Origin of the sequence: Pseudomonas sp. CFBP13509 (assembly GCF_005233485.1) — a bacterium.
GTDB lineage: Bacteria > Pseudomonadota > Gammaproteobacteria > Pseudomonadales > Pseudomonadaceae > Aquipseudomonas > Aquipseudomonas marginalis.
In genome coordinates this window covers 261,147-277,193 of the sequence record NZ_QGAA01000001.1, presented here as the reverse complement: position 1 = coordinate 277,193, position 16,047 = coordinate 261,147, and the positions used below count along the sequence as shown (strand labels likewise).

14 protein-coding genes are annotated in these 16,047 nt (G+C 61.7%); 8 read left to right on the top strand and 6 right to left on the bottom strand.

Going from position 1 to position 16,047, the window contains the following annotated elements:
• Window positions 1-99: 99 nt before the first annotated feature.
• Window positions 100-858 carry a collagen-like protein gene (locus PspCFBP13509_RS01365; RefSeq protein WP_137211470.1) on the top strand — a complete coding sequence of 253 codons (759 nt, stop codon included), beginning with the start codon at window positions 100-102 and terminating at the stop codon, window positions 856-858.
• Between the two features lie 45 nt (window positions 859-903).
• Here the strand turns inward: PspCFBP13509_RS01365 and PspCFBP13509_RS01360 are convergent, their stop codons facing one another.
• Complete coding sequence (locus PspCFBP13509_RS01360) at window positions 904-1,368, bottom strand: CopD family protein (RefSeq protein ID WP_137211469.1); 465 nt, start codon at window positions 1,366-1,368, stop codon at window positions 904-906.
• Between the two features lie 99 nt (window positions 1,369-1,467).
• Between PspCFBP13509_RS01360 and dinG the strand changes: the two genes are divergently transcribed.
• The 5 genes from dinG to pdxH all read left to right on the top strand — a co-directional run bounded on the left by dinG (window position 1,468) and on the right by pdxH (window position 9,236).
• Window positions 1,468-3,612, top strand: coding sequence for an ATP-dependent DNA helicase DinG (dinG, locus tag PspCFBP13509_RS01355; RefSeq protein WP_027604440.1), 2,145 nt, complete (start codon window positions 1,468-1,470; stop codon window positions 3,610-3,612).
• 98 nt (window positions 3,613-3,710) lie between these two features.
• Complete coding sequence (locus PspCFBP13509_RS01350) at window positions 3,711-6,008, top strand: beta-galactosidase (protein ID WP_137211468.1); 2,298 nt, start codon at window positions 3,711-3,713, stop codon at window positions 6,006-6,008.
• 82 nt (window positions 6,009-6,090) lie between these two features.
• Window positions 6,091-7,236 (top strand): serine hydrolase domain-containing protein, encoded by a 1,146-nt coding sequence (locus PspCFBP13509_RS01345; protein WP_065926429.1) that lies wholly within the window; start codon window positions 6,091-6,093, stop codon window positions 7,234-7,236.
• 143 nt (window positions 7,237-7,379) lie between these two features.
• Window positions 7,380-8,561: an OmpA family protein gene (locus PspCFBP13509_RS01340; protein WP_137211467.1), complete on the top strand. Its 1,182-nt coding sequence runs from the start codon at window positions 7,380-7,382 to the stop codon at window positions 8,559-8,561.
• A gap of 27 nt (window positions 8,562-8,588) precedes the next feature.
• Window positions 8,589-9,236, top strand: a complete 648-nt coding sequence (pdxH, locus tag PspCFBP13509_RS01335; protein ID WP_027604436.1) for a pyridoxamine 5'-phosphate oxidase — start codon at window positions 8,589-8,591, stop codon at window positions 9,234-9,236.
• A 36-nt stretch (window positions 9,237-9,272) separates the two neighbouring features.
• On the opposite strand, the gene PspCFBP13509_RS01330 is transcribed toward pdxH, so the two are convergent.
• Entirely contained in the window at window positions 9,273-9,533 is a 261-nt protein-coding gene (locus PspCFBP13509_RS01330) for a hypothetical protein (protein ID WP_065947319.1), read from the bottom strand.
• A gap of 157 nt (window positions 9,534-9,690) precedes the next feature.
• Here PspCFBP13509_RS01330 and PspCFBP13509_RS01325 point away from each other — a divergent pair, with 157 nt between their 5' ends.
• Window positions 9,691-10,155, top strand: coding sequence for a glycine zipper 2TM domain-containing protein (locus PspCFBP13509_RS01325; protein ID WP_003189251.1), 465 nt, complete (start codon window positions 9,691-9,693; stop codon window positions 10,153-10,155).
• A gap of 76 nt (window positions 10,156-10,231) precedes the next feature.
• Here PspCFBP13509_RS01325 and nhaA read toward each other — a convergent pair whose 3' ends face one another.
• Complete coding sequence (nhaA, locus tag PspCFBP13509_RS01320) at window positions 10,232-11,407, bottom strand: Na+/H+ antiporter NhaA (RefSeq protein WP_065926426.1); 1,176 nt, start codon at window positions 11,405-11,407, stop codon at window positions 10,232-10,234.
• A gap of 216 nt (window positions 11,408-11,623) precedes the next feature.
• Between nhaA and PspCFBP13509_RS01315 the strand changes: the two genes are divergently transcribed.
• On the top strand, window positions 11,624-12,718 hold the full coding sequence (locus PspCFBP13509_RS01315) for a PLP-dependent cysteine synthase family protein (RefSeq protein ID WP_074844280.1): 1,095 nt from the start codon (window positions 11,624-11,626) through the stop codon (window positions 12,716-12,718).
• A gap of 61 nt (window positions 12,719-12,779) precedes the next feature.
• On the opposite strand, the gene PspCFBP13509_RS01310 is transcribed toward PspCFBP13509_RS01315, so the two are convergent.
• The 3 genes from PspCFBP13509_RS01310 to PspCFBP13509_RS01300 all read right to left on the bottom strand — a co-directional run bounded on the left by PspCFBP13509_RS01310 (window position 12,780) and on the right by PspCFBP13509_RS01300 (window position 15,867).
• Entirely contained in the window at window positions 12,780-14,393 is a 1,614-nt protein-coding gene (locus PspCFBP13509_RS01310; protein WP_137211466.1) for an NAD(P)/FAD-dependent oxidoreductase, read from the bottom strand.
• Window positions 14,394-14,499: 106 nt separating this feature from the next.
• A complete protein-coding gene (locus tag PspCFBP13509_RS01305; RefSeq protein WP_065926423.1) occupies window positions 14,500-15,171 on the bottom strand; it encodes a COG3650 family protein in 672 nt (223 codons plus the stop codon).
• 96 nt (window positions 15,172-15,267) lie between these two features.
• Window positions 15,268-15,867 (bottom strand): short chain dehydrogenase, encoded by a 600-nt coding sequence (locus PspCFBP13509_RS01300; protein ID WP_065947320.1) that lies wholly within the window; start codon window positions 15,865-15,867, stop codon window positions 15,268-15,270.
• Window positions 15,868-16,047 lie beyond the last annotated feature (180 nt).

The following is a 16,047-nucleotide window of genomic DNA, read 5'->3' as shown; positions in this document are numbered from 1 at the left end:
GCTCCCTCTCAAGTTTTTTGAACCTTCACTGGCAAATCGCCTGTAGAAGTCGTTACTGTGCGTCCAAAGAAAAATTTGAAAACACTCAGGAGCCCCATGATGCGTAAGGTTTTTCTGTTGGCCCTGTTGGTCAGCCCCGTTGCCCTGGCCCAGAGCGTCAGTGTCGAAACGAACTCATTGATGCGCCTTCCCTCCAGCACCAGTGTGTTGCAACTGGAGCGCCTGGACGTGGCGGACTACGGCACGTTGCTGATTCCGGCCACCATCAGCCAGGTCACGGTGGATGAACTGCACCTGGGCCGCGACGCACGCATCGCGATTGTTCCTGGCAATACCGCGCTGCAATTGCAGGTGCGGCATGCGCACCTTGAGCATGGCAGCCAGATCACCTCGCGCGGTGCCCCCGGTACCCATGAAAAACCGGCCAAGGCCGGGCGTGACCTGACCTTGCGCATCAACTCGCTGACGGCTGAAGAACTCTCGGTGGATGCCCGTGGCGGCGCCGGTGCCCAAGGGTATGCCGGGCTGGATGGCGCCAATGGCGTGGATCCTGGGTGTACCTGGGGCTCGGCGGGGCGCGGTTTCAATGGCGATAACGGCGGCGATGGCCTGCCGGGTGGGGCGGGTGCACAGGTTCGCGTGGAATTGCCGAAGGACTTCCCGGCGGAACACATCAAGGTCTGGGTGGATGGCGGTGCTGGCGGTTTGGCCGGTACGGCCGGCAAGCCGGGCAAAGGCGGGGAGTCCAAAGGCTGCCTGGTGTACCGCGCCGATGGTGGCGAGAAGGGCCGCCCAGGGTTGGAAGGGCAGCCAGGGCCAGCTGGGCCTGCGGGTACCGTGACTATTCAGCGGCTCTAAGTTCTAAAGAGCTGCAAGCTTCAAGCTTGCAGCTTGTGGCTGTACTCAAAATATCGGCCGAGCCGATGCAATCGCCACCACCACCAACCCCACGATCAGGTTGATCCCCACCAGCTTGCGAATCTGCCCCAGTGCAGCCGCACCCGCCGGCCAATCCTCAGCCGTCACCGCCGCCTTCAGCTGCGGAAACTTCAGCGCCTGGATGCGGATAAACAACGCCGTCATCACCAGATACAAACCCATCATCACCTGCACATAGCGCGGTGCGCTTTCAAACCCGCTGAACCGTAGGTGCAGCAGGCCGACGCCGCTGATCGGCAAAACCAGCACTGCCACCCATACCCACACGAAAAAACGTTGAAACACATTGGCCCACAGCTTGAGTCGGGCAGGGCCCTCAAGGGCCGCCATAGCGGCGGGGCGCAGGATCATCCAGGCGAAAAACATGCCGCCGACCCAGATCAGGGCGGCCAATACATGCAGGGTGTAAACGAGGCTAAACGCGGTCATTGTGGTACTCCGTTCTGCGCGGGATTAATTAGCGGGGTATGATAGCTGCCGATCCGAACCACTGAAAATTTATCCAGCGTTTTTTGCGCCCGACTATCCATGATCAGCACTGAACTCAAAACCACGATCCAGGGCGCCTACACGCGTTTTCTCGAAGCCAAGAGCTTGAAACCGCGCTACGGCCAACGCCTGATGATCGCCGAAGTGGCCAAGGTCCTCGGGGATATCGACACCGATGACGAAGGCCGCCGCGAAGGTGAGCCCGCCGTCGTGGCCGTCGAAGCCGGCACCGGTACCGGCAAGACCGTGGCCTATAGCCTGGCTGCGATCCCGACCGCGAAGGCCGCCGGCAAGCGCCTGGTGATCGCCACTGCCACTGTCGCCCTGCAGGAGCAGATCGTCTACAAAGACCTGCCCGACCTGATGCGCAACAGCGGCCTGAACTTCACCTTCGCCCTGGCCAAGGGCCGTGGCCGCTACATGTGCCTGTCCAAGCTCGACGTGCTGCTGCAGGAAGGCCACGCGCAAACCGCCACGGCGTCGCTGTTCGAGGAAGAAGGCTTCAAGATCGAAGTGGATGAGGTCAGCCAGAAGCTGTTTACCAGCATGATCGAGAAACTGGCCGGCAATAAATGGGACGGCGACCGCGACAGCTGGCCCACCGCCCTCGAAGATGCCGACTGGGCACGCCTGACCACCGACCACAGCCAGTGCACCAACCGCCATTGCCCCAACTTTGGCCAGTGCGCCTTCTACAAGGCCCGCGAAGGCATGGGCAAGGTCGACGTGATCGTTACCAACCACGATATGGTCCTGGCCGACCTGGCCCTGGGCGGCGGTGCCGTGTTGCCGGACCCGCGTGACACCCTTTACGTGTTCGACGAAGGCCATCACCTGCCCGACAAGGCTATCGGCCACTTCGCCCACTACACGCGCCTGCGCTCCACCGCCGATTGGCTGGAAACCACCGCGAAGAATCTCACCAAATTGCTCGCCCAGCACCCGCTGCCCGGCGATTTGGGCAAGCTGATCGAACAGGTGCCGGAGCTGGCGCGGGAGATCAAGACCCAGCAACAGTTCATGTTCAGCGCCTGCGAACAGGTGGCCGACTTCAAGCCCGGCGAAGATGTGGAAGGCCGTGAGCGCCCGCGCCACCGTTTTGTCGGTGGGATGATCCCCGAGCATATGCGCGAAATGGGCATCGAGCTGAAGAAAGGCTTTTCCCGTCTTACCGACCTGTTCACCCGCCTGACTGACTTGCTCAAGGAAGGCATGGACGGTGAGGTCAACATCGGCATCGCCAGCAACCAGGCCGAGGAATGGTATCCGCTGTTCGGCAGCCTGTTGTCCCGTTCCCAGGGCAACTGGGAGCTGTGGACGGCCTTTACCGTCGAAGACCCCGAAGACAACCCGCCCATGGCCCGCTGGCTGACCCTGTCGGAAAGCGGTGCGTTGTTTGATATCGAGGTCAACGCCAGCCCGATCCTTGCCGCCGAGATGCTACGGCGCAACCTGTGGAACGTGGCGTACGGCTGCCTGGTGACCTCCGCCACGCTGACCGCCCTGGGCACCTTCGACCGCTTCCGCATGCGCGCGGGCTTGCCGAAAAAGGCCGTCACGGCGGTGGTGCCAAGCCCGTTCCATCATGCCGACGCCGGTGTGCTGCGGGTGCCCGATCTCAAGGCCGATCCACGGGATGCGCCGGCGCACACCGCTGCGATCATCCGCGACCTGCCCTCCCTGGTGGAAGGTTCGCGCGGCACCCTGGTGTTGTTCTCGTCGCGCAAACAGATGCAGGACGTGTTCGACGGCCTCGACCGCGACTGGCGCAAGCAGGTGTTTATCCAGGGCAACCTGTCCAAGCAGGAAACCCTGAACAAGCACAAGGCGCGGGTCGATGGCGGGGATTCCAGCGTGCTGTTCGGCCTGGCGAGTTTCGCCGAAGGCGTGGACTTGCCCGGCGCCTACTGCGAACACGTGGTGATCGCCAAGATCCCGTTCTCGGTGCCGGATGATCCGGTCGAGGCCGCATTGGCCGAATGGATCGAAGCGCGGGGCGGTAACCCGTTCATGGAGATCTCGGTGCCGGATGCTTCCTTGAAGCTGGTGCAGGCCTGCGGTCGCTTGCTGCGTACCGAGGAAGACCGGGGCACCATCACCTTGCTCGACCGCCGCCTGGTGACCCAGCGCTACGGCAAGGCGATCCTGAATGCGTTGCCGCCCTTCCGGCGCGAAATTTCTTAAGCCATCGTGGGCGAATTCGCCCACTTCGTGGTCTATCTCACTGCTATCGATTTATGTCATCAGGCTATTTACCGGCCGTTTGGGAGAACCTTGTTCGTATGATTCGCACGCTGCCCGCCCTTTTTGCCCTGCTGTTCACTGCGCCGTTGATGGCCGCGCCCGCGGGGCAACAGACATTGTTCAACTTCGTCCGGCCTGCCGATGTGGTCAAGGTGGCGACCCAGGACGCCAGCCTGCCGCAATACAACGCCGAACAAACCCCCGAAGGCGAGGTGTTGCGTCGCATCACCTTCAACCCGGCCGCCGAGCCGAGCCTGGTGCTCAGCCCACAGGCCGGTGCCTGGGATTGGTCGCAGTCCGGCGCCATGAGCCTGCGTATCCAGAGTGCCATGGACTGGGCGCTGACCCTCTACGTCAAGGTGCAGAGCAGCGATGGCAAGACCCTGGTCAGCCGCATCGACCTGCCGGCCGGCCCCGCCCAGACCTTGCTGGTCCCGCTGCAAGCCAACTCGCCGTTGAGCCAGGGCATGAAGGCCGGCCCGCCGATGCCGATCACCGTGGATGGCCAGCGTGTGTTGCTGGCCAGCAGCGCCGGCGAGATCGACCGTAGCCAGGTGGTCTCGGTGACCCTGTCGATGATCAAGCCCAACGCCGCGCAAAGCATCCTGCTGGAACGCTTTGGTGTGCAGGACAGCGAGCCGGTGCTGAAGGCGGCCTACAGCGAACTGGTGGATACCTATGGCCAGTCCACCCGCGCGCGCTGGCCGGAAAAGATCAGCAGCGACGAACAGCTCAAGGCGGCCGCGGCAAAGGAGCAAACCCAACTGCAGGGCTGGCTGGCCGCGCGTGATAAATCCGCATTGGACACGTTCGGCGGCTGGAACAAAGGGCCGGCGTTCAAGGCCAGTGGCTTTTTCCGCACCGAAAAGCGTGACGGTCGCTGGTACCTGGTGACTCCGGAAGGCCATCCGTTCTATTCCCTGGGTGTCAATACCGTGGCCCCGGACAACAGCCAGACCTACGTGGCCGGTCGTGAGTGGATGTTCGCGGCGCTGCCAAAGGCCGGTGAACCCTTCGACAAGTACTACGGCAGCGGCGATAACCGCACCGGCAATGGTGCGGGTGAAGGTCGTGGCTTTGCTGCCGGGCGTTGGTACGATTTCTACGGCGCCAACCTGCAGCGTACTTATGGCGGCGAAGGATTTGACCAGAAACGCTGGGTGACCCATACCCTTGATCGCCTGCAAGCCTGGGGTTTCAATACCGTCGGCAACTGGAGCGACGGCGCGTTGGCCACTGCCGATCGTGTGCCGTACACCTTGCCGCTGTCGATCGTCGGCGACTACGCCAGTATCAGCACCGGCACCGACTGGTGGGGCGGCATGCCCGATCCGTTCGATCCGCGTTTCGCCATGGCGACCGAGCGCGCGGTGGCCATTGCCGCCCGCGACCACCGCGACGACCCCTGGCTGATCGGCTTCTTTGCCGATAACGAACTGGCCTGGGCCGGCCCCGGCGATGATCCGAAATCCCGCTACGCCCTGGCCTACGGCACCTTGCGCATGACCACCGACGTACCGGCCAAGCGCGCGTTCCTCAAGCAATTGCGTGACAAGTATCGCAACGAGCAAGGCCTGTCGAAAGCCTGGGGCATCGAGTTGGCGGGGTGGGAGCTGATGGAAGACCCGGGCTTCGAACCGCCGATGCCCAACCCTGAGCACCCGGAAATCGAAGCTGACTTCAAATACTTCCAGAAGACCTTCGCCGATGCCTACTTCAAGACCATCTCCGACTCGCTGAAATGGCACGCACCCAACCAACTGCTGCTGGGCGGGCGTTATGCGGTGAGTACGCCTGAAGCCGTGGCGTCGTGCGCGCAGTATTGCGATGTGCTGAGCTTCAACATGTACACGCTCAAACCCCAGGACGGCTATGACTTTGCCGCGCTGCGCGCCCTGGACAAACCGGTGTTGATCACTGAATTCAACTTCGGCTCTGCGGACCGTGGCCCGTTCTGGGGCGGCGTGACCCAGTTGCCTAGGGAAGAAGAGCGTGGCGTGGCATATGCCAACTTCCTCAAGCAAGCCATGGCCGAGCCGTCCATTGTCGGCGTGCATTGGTTCCAGTACCTGGACCAGCCGGTGACCGGCCGTTTGCTGGACGGTGAAAACGGCCACTTCGGCCTGGTGGGCATCACTGACGTACCGTTCCAGGGGTTCGTCGACAGTGTGCGTAGAAGCAACCTGGCGGCGGTGGATCAACTGGGCAAGGAAGCGGAAAAGGCCAAGGCCGCCAGCACGGTTCATGAAAGCGAAGGCAGCAAACCTGGACGTGAGGGCAAAGGCCCGGGACAGGGCGCCGGACACGCCGGTGGGCATTCGGGAAATGGTCATTGATTCATTGTTGACGGGTTCACAAATCCCACAATGGCTGGAACAATGTCGGCCACTTTTTACGGTGTTTTCCTAGGGGGCTTAGGTGCAGGTTCAGGGTCATTACGAGCTCCAGTTCGAAGCGGTGCGTGAAGCGTTCGCCGCGTTGTTCGATGACCCGCAGGAGCGTGGCGCCGGGCTCTGCATCCAGGTCGGCGGCGAAACCGTCGTTGACCTGTGGGCCGGTACCGCCGACAAGGACGGTACCGAGGCCTGGCACAGCGACACCCTCGTCAACCTGTTTTCCTGCACCAAGACCTTCACCGCTGTCACGGCCCTGCAACTGGTGGCCGAGGGCAAGTTGCAATTGGACGCGCCAGTGGCCAGGTACTGGCCTGAGTTCGCTGCTGCCGGCAAGGAAAACATTACGCTGCGCCAATTGCTCTGCCATCAGGCCGGGTTGCCGGCAATCCGCGAGATGCTGCCCACCGAAGCCTTGTACGACTGGCAATTGATGGTCGACACCCTGGCAGCCGAAGCCCCGTGGTGGACGCCGGGCCAGGGCCATGGCTACGAGGCGATCACCTACGGCTGGCTGGTCGGCGAATTGCTGCGCCGCGCCGATGGGCGTGGGCCGGGTGAGTCCATTGTGGCGCGGGTGGCACGGCCGCTGGGGCTGGACTTCCACGTGGGCCTGGCCGACGAAGAGTTTTATCGTGTTGCACATATAGCGCGCAGCAAAGGCAATATGGGCGATGAAGCCGCGCAGCGTTTACTGCAAGTAATGATGCGCGAGCCCACCGCCATGACGACGCGGGCATTTGCCAACCCGCCGTCTATTCTCACCAGTACTAATAAACCTGAATGGCGACGCATGCAGCAGCCGGCGGCAAATGGTCACGGTAATGCGCGTAGTCTGGCGGGTTTTTATAGTGGTTTGTTGGACGGTAGTTTGTTGGAAGCCGACATGCTCGAAGAATTGACCCGTGAACACAGTATCGGGCCGGATAAAACATTATTGACACAAACCCGCTTCGGGCTGGGCTGCATGTTGGATCAACCACAGTTGCCCAATGCTACATTTGGCCTTGGCGCCCGTGCGTTCGGGCATCCAGGCGCCGGCGGCTCGGTGGGTTTTGCCGATCCTGAGCATGATGTAGCGTTTGGTTTCGTGACTAATACATTGGGGCCTTATGTACTTATGGACCCACGGGCACAGAAGTTGGTCGGAATATTGGCCGGTTGTCTGTAAACCCCTTGCTGTTTCACATTTTTTTGTTACAAAGGCAACTATAAGAAGGCGCTGAACGAAATGATGTAACTTTAATGTTCTGTAAGCGTCTGTTTAACGGGTCATCGAGACCCCCGTTTCTTTTCTCATTTTGTGGATATCTCATGTTATCGAACAAGTCCTTGGCACTGGCGCTTTGCCTCACTATTACCGGTTGCGCACAAACTCCACAAAATGATGCCGAGGGTGGGCATTGGTGGTCATTTGGATCGGATAAGGCCACGACCAAGGACGCAGTGACCCAAACCGACGCCAAGCCGGACGCCAAGCCCGCTGCCGGCGGCAAGCCTGCCGCACCTGTAGCCGCTGCTGCTGCTGCTGCTGCTGCTGCTGCGCCTGTCGCCTCCGCGCCAGCGCCGGCCGCCAAGGCTGACACCGGTTCCAGCTGGTGGCCGTTCTCCTCCAAGAGCGCCGACGAGAAGGCCGCTGATGCCAAGGCTGACCTGAAAGCCGACCTCAAGGCCGCGACCCCGGCTCCAGACGCCGCGCCTGCCGTCGCCAAGACCGACAGCGAAACTCACTGGTGGTGGCCGTTCGAAAGCAAACCCAAGCCATTGGCCAAGGTCGACGTGACCAATGTGCCGATGCCTGACCCGAAAATCACCCAGGCCTGGTTGGACGACTATGAGCCGCGCCTGCGCGCCGCCATCAAGGACAGCAACCTGCAGCTGGAACGTCGCGATAACGTACTCGTGGTGATTGCTCCGGTAGACGGCTCCTACAACCCGAAACGCCCGGCGATGCTGCTGCCGGTTACCCTGGGGCCGTTCACTCGCGTCGCCAAGGCGGTGGAAGCCGATCCAAAAACCGCCGTGCTGGTGCTGGGTCACGTGGATGCCACCGGTACCGCGCCTGCCAGCCAGGCGTTGACCAAGGAACGTGCGCAGTCCATCGCCTCGATCTTCAGCCTCAGCGGCCTGAAACAGGACCGCCTGATGCTGCGTGGCATGGGTGACCTGATGCCACGTGCCGCCAACGACAGCACCCAGGGCCGCGCGCTGAACCGCCGCATGGAAATCATGTTCACCCAGCGCACGACCATGCTGGCGCTGTTGAGCAAGTATCAATCGGGCAAGACCCCGCCTGTAGCCGAAATGGTTGCGGTGCAGAACGTTCCAGCCCCGGCCCCGGCCGCCAAGGCACCGGCTAAAAAGGCACCCGCAGCTAAAAAGGCTGCTGCCAAGCCAGCGGCTAAAAAAGCCCCGGCCAAGCCCGCTGCGAAGAAACCGGCCCCGGCCAAAGCCAAGGCTGCTGCACCGGCTGCGAATGACCAGGCGAAAAACTGATCCGCTGAACCACAAGGATAAAGCCGCATGACCCAGGCACTGGCCGATATGCGCCGTGACTACACACGGGACGGTTTGAGCGAGGCCCAAGCCCCGAACGAGCCGTTTGCGTTGTTCCACCAGTGGTTTGCCGATGCGGTGAAAACCGAGCAGCCACCGGTGGAAGCCAATGCCATGACCCTGGCTACGGTCGACCAGGACGGTCGCCCGCACTGCCGCATCCTGCTGCTCAAGGGCCTGGATGCGCAGGGCTTTACCTTCTTCACCAACTATCAGAGCGCCAAGGGCGAACAGCTCGCGGCGCGGCCGTTTGCGGCCATGACGTTCTTCTGGCCGACCCTGGAGCGCCAGGTGCGTATTGAAGGAAGGGTGGTCAAGGTCACCCCTGAGGAGTCCGACGCTTATTATCAGGTCCGCCCCCTGGGCAGTCGTTTAGGCGCCTGGGCTTCCCCGCAGAGCCAGGTCATTCGTGACCGTGAAGAACTGCAGGACCTGCTCAAGGCCACCGAACAGCGTTTCAGCGATACCCAGCCCGACTGCCCCGAGCATTGGGGTGGCTATCGCCTGCTGCCGGAGCGCATCGAGTTCTGGCAAGGCCGCGCCAGCCGCCTGCATGACCGCCTGAACTACCGCCTGCAAGGGACCGAATGGACCCGCGAGCGCCTGGCGCCCTGAGCGGCACCTTTCGTCACCCCACTGGAATGATGTCGATCACACCGAAGTCTCTGTTGAAGAGGTTTCGGCTGTGTACTGTTGTGCGGCGTTCGTCAGCCACTGCGGCAACTCGCTTCGCTTGATCTTCGAGATCCGCGCCTGCTCCAGTTGTTGCAGCATAAAGGCACGCTTGTGCAGATCGTCTCCCGCCAGGGACAGTGCCAGGTCGCGGTCTATCCAGCGTCGGATACGCAGGTACAACCAACCATGGAAGTACAGGCCGGCGACGGTAGTGACTACAATGATGAAATAGTCCATGAAGTTCCTGGTTACGATGAGAGTGCTACCGTTGGTCGGTATTTTGGCTACGGGCAGTCTGTACTGAGGCTGAATGAAAGCAATTTCCTGCCGGGCTTGTCGTGACAGGCGTCAAGCTGCAGCGTCTAATGAATACCTGTCCTTTGGAGTTGATGCTATGCGTAAGTCCGTTTTACTGGTTGCCTGCTTTACCACGCTGTCGTTGCTGCTGGGTGGCTGCGCCTCGAGTCTGACCGGCGACTCGTACTCCCGTGACGAAGCGCGTCGTGTACAAACCGTTCGCATGGGCACCATTGAATCCCTGCGTCCGGTAAAAATCGAAGGCACCAAGACCCCAATTGGCGGCGCTGCCGGCGCGGTCATCGGTGGTGTGGGCGGCAGCGCCATCGGCGGTGGCCGTGGCAGTATCGTGACTGCCGTGATCGGCGCCGTTGCCGGCGGCCTGCTGGGCTCGGCCACCGAAGAAGGCCTGACCCGCACCCAGGGCGTGGAAATCACCGTTCGCGAAGACGACGGCAGCATGCGTGCCTACGTGCAAGCCGTGCAGGAAAATGAAATCTTCCGCATCGGTGATCGCGTCCGCATCATGACCGTTGATGGCACCAGCCGCGTTACTCGCTGACCGGTAAGCAGCAGGCAAAAGAAAACCCCAACCGGGTGACCGGTTGGGGTTTTTTATGGGCTGCGTTTCAGTCGGCTCAGGCTTTTTTGCGACTCGCCATCGCCGTCACCACGTACCCGATACACGCCGCAAGTATCGATCCGGTCAGAATCCCCATTCGATCCTCCCCGGCAAACTCGCTGGCACCCGGCACAAACGCCAGGGAGCCTACGAACAGGCTCATGGTGAAGCCGATGCCGCACAGGATCGCCACGCCGAAGACCTGGCCCCAGTTGGCGCCGCTGGGCAGTGCTGCGAGGCCGGTCTTGATGGCCAGCCAGGTGAGGCCGAACACGCCGACGGTCTTGCCGATCAGCAGGCCGGCGGCAATGCCCATCGGCACGTGGTGGGTGAAGCTTTCCAGGCTGACCCCGGTGAGTGACACCCCGGCGTTGGCGAAGGCGAACAGCGGCAGGATGCCGTAGGCCACCCATGGATGCAGGGCGTGTTCCAGTGTAAGCAGCGGCGAGGGCTCGGCATTCCTGGTGCGCATCGGGATGCAGAACGCCAGGGTCACGCCGGCCAGGGTGGCGTGCACGCCGCTCTTGAGTACGCACACCCACAGGATCAGGCCGATGATCAGGTAGGGCCCGAGCTTGATCACGCCCAGGCGGTTCATTGCAATCAAGGCAACCAGGCAGGCGCCCGCGCCGGCCAGGGCCGCACCGGACAGGTCGGCGGAATAGAACACTGCAATAACAATGATCGCGCCCAGGTCGTCGATGATGGCCAGGGTCATCAGGAACAGCTTCAACGACACCGGCACCCGCTTGCCCAGCAGTGCCAGGACGCCCAACGCGAAGGCGATGTCGGTGGCCATCGGGATTGCCCAGCCGGAGAGGGCGGCGGGGTAGTCCTTGTTGATTGCCCAGTAGATCAGCGCCGGCACGACCATGCCGCCGATGGCGGCTGCGCCTGGCAGCACCACTTGCGAAGGCTTGGACAGGTGGCCGTCAAGCAGCTCGCGCTTGACCTCCAGGCCGATCAGCAGGAAGAACAGGGCCATCAGGCCATCGTTGATCCACAGCAGTGCGGGCTTGGCGATTTGCAGCGCGCCAATCTGGGCCACCACCGGCACGTCGAGAAACGCGCCATACAGGTGCGACAACGGAGAGTTGTTGATGATCAGCGCCAAGGCGGCAGCGGCGATCAACAACAGGCCGCTGGCGGCTTCCAGCTGGAAGAAACGGGTAAAAGTGCTACGCAGAGGCAAGGGATGCTCTCCAATCCAGGTTCAATAGGTGGGTACCCTAACCCGTACCGTTAGTTGTTAAAACAAAAGTTATATTCTTATTTGTTATAAGAGATGGTGTAGGGTGGCGTAGCGCCAAAGCCTAGCAATTGTGTGTCCAATTGAGTCGTCACTGTATCTGTGTGCAGTGTAGGAAACATCCTAAGATCGGTGCTGAAATCCTTAGAGTTCTTCCTTATGAGCGACCACCGTCCCTGGGCCCGCGAAGCCATTCGCATCATCGAAGCGGACTTCCAACGCAGTGCTGACACGCATCTGATTCCGTTACCGCTGCCGGGCCTGCCGGGCATCGAGTTGTACTTCAAGGATGAATCCAGCCACCCCACCGGCAGCCTGAAACATCGGCTGGCCCGTTCGCTGTTCCTGTACGCGCTGTGCAATGGCTGGCTCAAGCCAGGCGCGCCGGTGATTGAAGCATCCAGCGGCTCGACGGCGATTTCCGAAGCGTACTTTGCCCGGCTGCTCGGGCTGCCGTTCATTGCGGTGATGCCCGCCACGACGTCCCAGGAAAAGATCGCGCAGATTGCCTTCTACGGCGGCAAAAGCCATCTGGTACAGGATCCCACGCAGATCTACGCCGAGTCCGAACGCCTGGCCCAGGAAAGCGGCGGTCATTTCATGGATCAGTTCACTTATGCCGAGCGTGCCACCGACTGGCGGGCGAACAACAACATCGCCGAGTCGATCTTCCAGCAGATGCGCTTTGAGCGGCACCCGGAACCGAGCTGGTTGATTTCCAGCCCCGGTACCGGCGGCACCACCGCCACCCTGGGTCGTTATGTGCGTTATCGCCAGCACTGTACCCGCGTGTTGTGTGCCGATGCCGAGCGCTCGGTGTTTTTCGATTTCTACCAGAGCGGTGACGCCAGCCTGCGCCTGGACTGTGGTTCGCGGATCGAAGGCATTGGCCGGCCACGGGTCGAGGCGTCGTTTTTGCCCAAGGTGATTGATGCGATGGTCAAGGTGCCGGATGCGCTGTCGCTGGCGGCCATGCATTACCTGGCTGAGCGCCTGGGGCGGCGAGTCGGCGGTTCCAGCGGGACCAACCTGATTGGCGCATTAATGGCGGCGCAGCAGATGAAAGCGATGGGGGAATCAGGTTCGATCGTGGCGATCTTGTGTGATGGGGGCGAGCGGTATGCGACGACCTATTACGACCAGGCGTGGTTGGCGGGGCAGGGCTATGCGCTCGAGGGGTTGATCGCGGCCGTGGCGGCCAGTGTGGAGCAGGGCGAGCCATTACCCGCCAGCATCCTGCGCGCAAATATCTGATCCGATGCAAACCAAATGTGGGAGGGGGCAAGCCGCCTCCCACATTTAATTTGCGCTGTTCTCAGGCCTCGATGCCGAGCATATCCCGCGCCAACGCCTCGGCAATCCGAATCCCGTCGACACCGGCCGACAGAATCCCACCCGCATACCCAGCGCCTTCACCGGCCGGGAACAGGCCTTTCACGTTCAGGCTCTGCATCGATTCGTCACGGGTAATCCGCAGCGGCGACGAGGTGCGCGTCTCGATACCGGTCAACACGGCATCGTGCAGCGAATAGCCCTTGATCTGCTTCTCGAACGCCGGCAGTGCTTCGCGGATCGCTTCGATGGCGAAGTCCGGCAAGGCCAGGGCCAGGTCACCCAGGGCCACCCCTGGCTTGTAGGACGGTTCCACACTGCCGATCGCCGTGGACGGCTTGCCAGCGATAAAGTCGCCGACCAACTGTGCCGGAGCCTCGTAGTTGCTGCCGCCGAGGATGTAGGCGTGGGACTCCAGGCGCTCCTGCAACTCGATACCCGCCAGCGGGCCGCCTGGGTAATCCACTTCCGGCGTGATGCCGACGACGATGCCGGAGTTGGCATTGCGCTCGTTACGCGAGTACTGGCTCATGCCGTTGGTCACCACACGGTTCGGCTCGGAGGTCGCTGCCACCACGGTGCCACCCGGGCACATGCAGAAGCTGTAGACCGAACGGCCGTTCTTGGCGTGGTGCACCAGCTTGTAGTCGGCGGCGCCCAGCTTCGGGTGCCCGGCATATTTGCCCAGGCGCGCGGCGTCGATCAGCGATTGCGGGTGTTCGATCCGGAACCCCACCGAGAACGGTTTGGCTTCCATGTAGACGCCACGGCCGTGGAGCATGCGGAAGGTGTCGCGGGCGCTGTGGCCGAGGGCCAGGATCACATGCCTGGAGAGGATCTGCTCACCACCGTCGATGACCACGCCATTCAACTGGCCGTCTTCGATCAGCACGTCGGTCACCCGTTGCTCGAAACGCACTTCACCGCCCAGGGCGATGATCTGCTCGCGCATGTTTTCCACCACGCCGGTCAGGCGGAAGGTACCGATGTGGGGTTTGCTGACGTAGAGGATTTCTTCCGGCGCGCCGGCCTTGACGAACTCGTGCAGGACTTTGCGGCCGTGGAAGTTCGGGTCCTTGATCTGACTGTAGAGCTTGCCGTCGGAGAAGGTCCCGGCGCCGCCTTCACCGAACTGCACGTTGGACTCGGGGTTGAGCACGCTTTTGCGCCACAGGCCCCAGGTGTCCTTGGTGCGCTGGCGTACTTCCTTGCCGCGTTCGAGGATGATCGGCTTGAAGCCCATCTGCGCCAGCAACAGTCCGGCGAAGATACCGCACGGGCCAAAACCGACGACCACAGGCCGTTCGACCAAGCCTTCCGGGGCCTGGCCCACGACCTTGTAGCTGACGTCCGGCGCGGGGTTGACGTTGCGGTCATCGGCGAACTTGAGCAGCAGGGCGGCCTCACCCTTCACATTGAGGTCGATGGTGTAGATGAAGCACAGCTCCGACGACTTCTTGCGCGCGTCGTAGCTGCGTTTGAACAGGGTGAAATCGAGCAGGTCATCACTGGCGATGCCCAGGCGCTGCACAATGGCAGGCCGCAGGTCTTCTTCGGGATGGTCGATGGGCAGCTTGAGTTCGGTGATTCGTAACATGACGGGATCCGGTAGGCGGCGGACAAAGAGGCCGGCTGTTTTGCAAACCGGCGATTATAAGCCTCAATGGCGGTTTTCCGTCAGGTTAAAACAGCGCAGCGCTGAATCAGTCGTCCCGGGAACCACCAAACGCCGCGCAACCGCGCTGTACCTGGCCGTTGACGCGCAACTCCGCCGTCATGTGTTGCAGGCTGCCGCTGACGCTGTCGATGCAGCGTTGCGGCGCGACCCACAGTTCGATGTGCTGGTTGTTGGCTTCGGTCATCAGGTTGAAGCGGCCGTCGCCGATCTGCTCTTCGACATAAGGCACCGCCAGTGGCGGCTGGCCTTCACGCTCGAGCACCATGCCCTTGGCGGTGACGTTCATGGCCCAGGCTGGCTTGTGGCCGTTGGCCCGCAGGGTCATGCGCTTGAAGTCCGGGTCGGTGCAGGCAGAGGTCGAGCGCTCTACGCGATAGAGTTGTTGCAGGTCGACGCTGCCCTGGGTGCCGCTGGCGACGCCCGAGAACTTGCCACGCAAATCGGCAAACAATGCCCCTTGCTGGCCGGCCAGGGACGCCGCTTCCTGCAGGATGCTGGTGCCACTGGTGTCGTTGACGACATAGTTTCGTTTATCGTCGCACGGCTGGAACAGCAGCTTGCTACCTACCGCCGTGAGTTCGCCCTGCATGCGGGTCAACCCGGCGGTAGACGGCTTGGTCGGCTCGTTTTCGAACATCTGGCAAGCGGCGAACACAGGAAGCAAGGCAAACAGGGCGAGGGTACGGGCGGCACGCATGATCGGGTCTCCAGACAAGTGCCGCCACGTTACGCAGGCTGGCGTTGCATCACAACCCCGCAGCCCTGCTTCAGGCAATTCTTACAATGGTTACATTCAGCCAACAATAAATGTCTGGCCGGTCTGTAAGCCTTCCACGCTTTTTGCATAGGCCAATCCCACATCGGCCCCCGGAACCGGTTTATAGCCACGGAAGTACGGTGCGTAGCTGCCCATGGCCTCCACCAGCACGGTCGGGCTCACGGAGTTGATGCGTAGCCCCCGTGGCAATTCGATTGCCGCGGCTTTGATGAACGCGTCGAGTGCGCCATTGACCAGCGCAGCCGAAGCGCCAGTACGGATCGGGTCACGGTTGAGAATGCCACTGGTGAAGGTGAACGACGCGCCGTCGTTGGCATACTCGCGGCCGATCAACAGTAGGTTGACCTGGCCCATCAGCTTGTCACGCAGGCCCAGTTCAAAGTCGCTTTCGCCCATATCCCCCAGCGCCACGAAATTCACGTTGCCTGCAGTGCAGACAAGTGCATCGAATTTGCCGGTCTGCTCGAACAGGTTGCGGATCGAGGTGCTGTCGCTGATATCCACCTGGAAGTCGCCGCTGCTGCGGCCAATGCTGATCACTTCGTGACGCTGGGCCAGTTCGGCCTTGACTGCCGAGCCGACGGTGCCACTGGCGCCAATCAATAGGATTTTCATGGTGCTGTTCCTCTGGGTTTCTCAGGAACTGTAGGAGCGGGCTTGCCCGCGAAAAACGCAAAAGCGCCGCTGTGTACCAGGCTGAGCGCGTTATCGTTGACGATTTTCGCGAGCAAGCTCGCTCCTACAGTAGGGGGGTAGGCATCAAGTCTAGGGTGGCTTTTCAGACGGATAAACGTG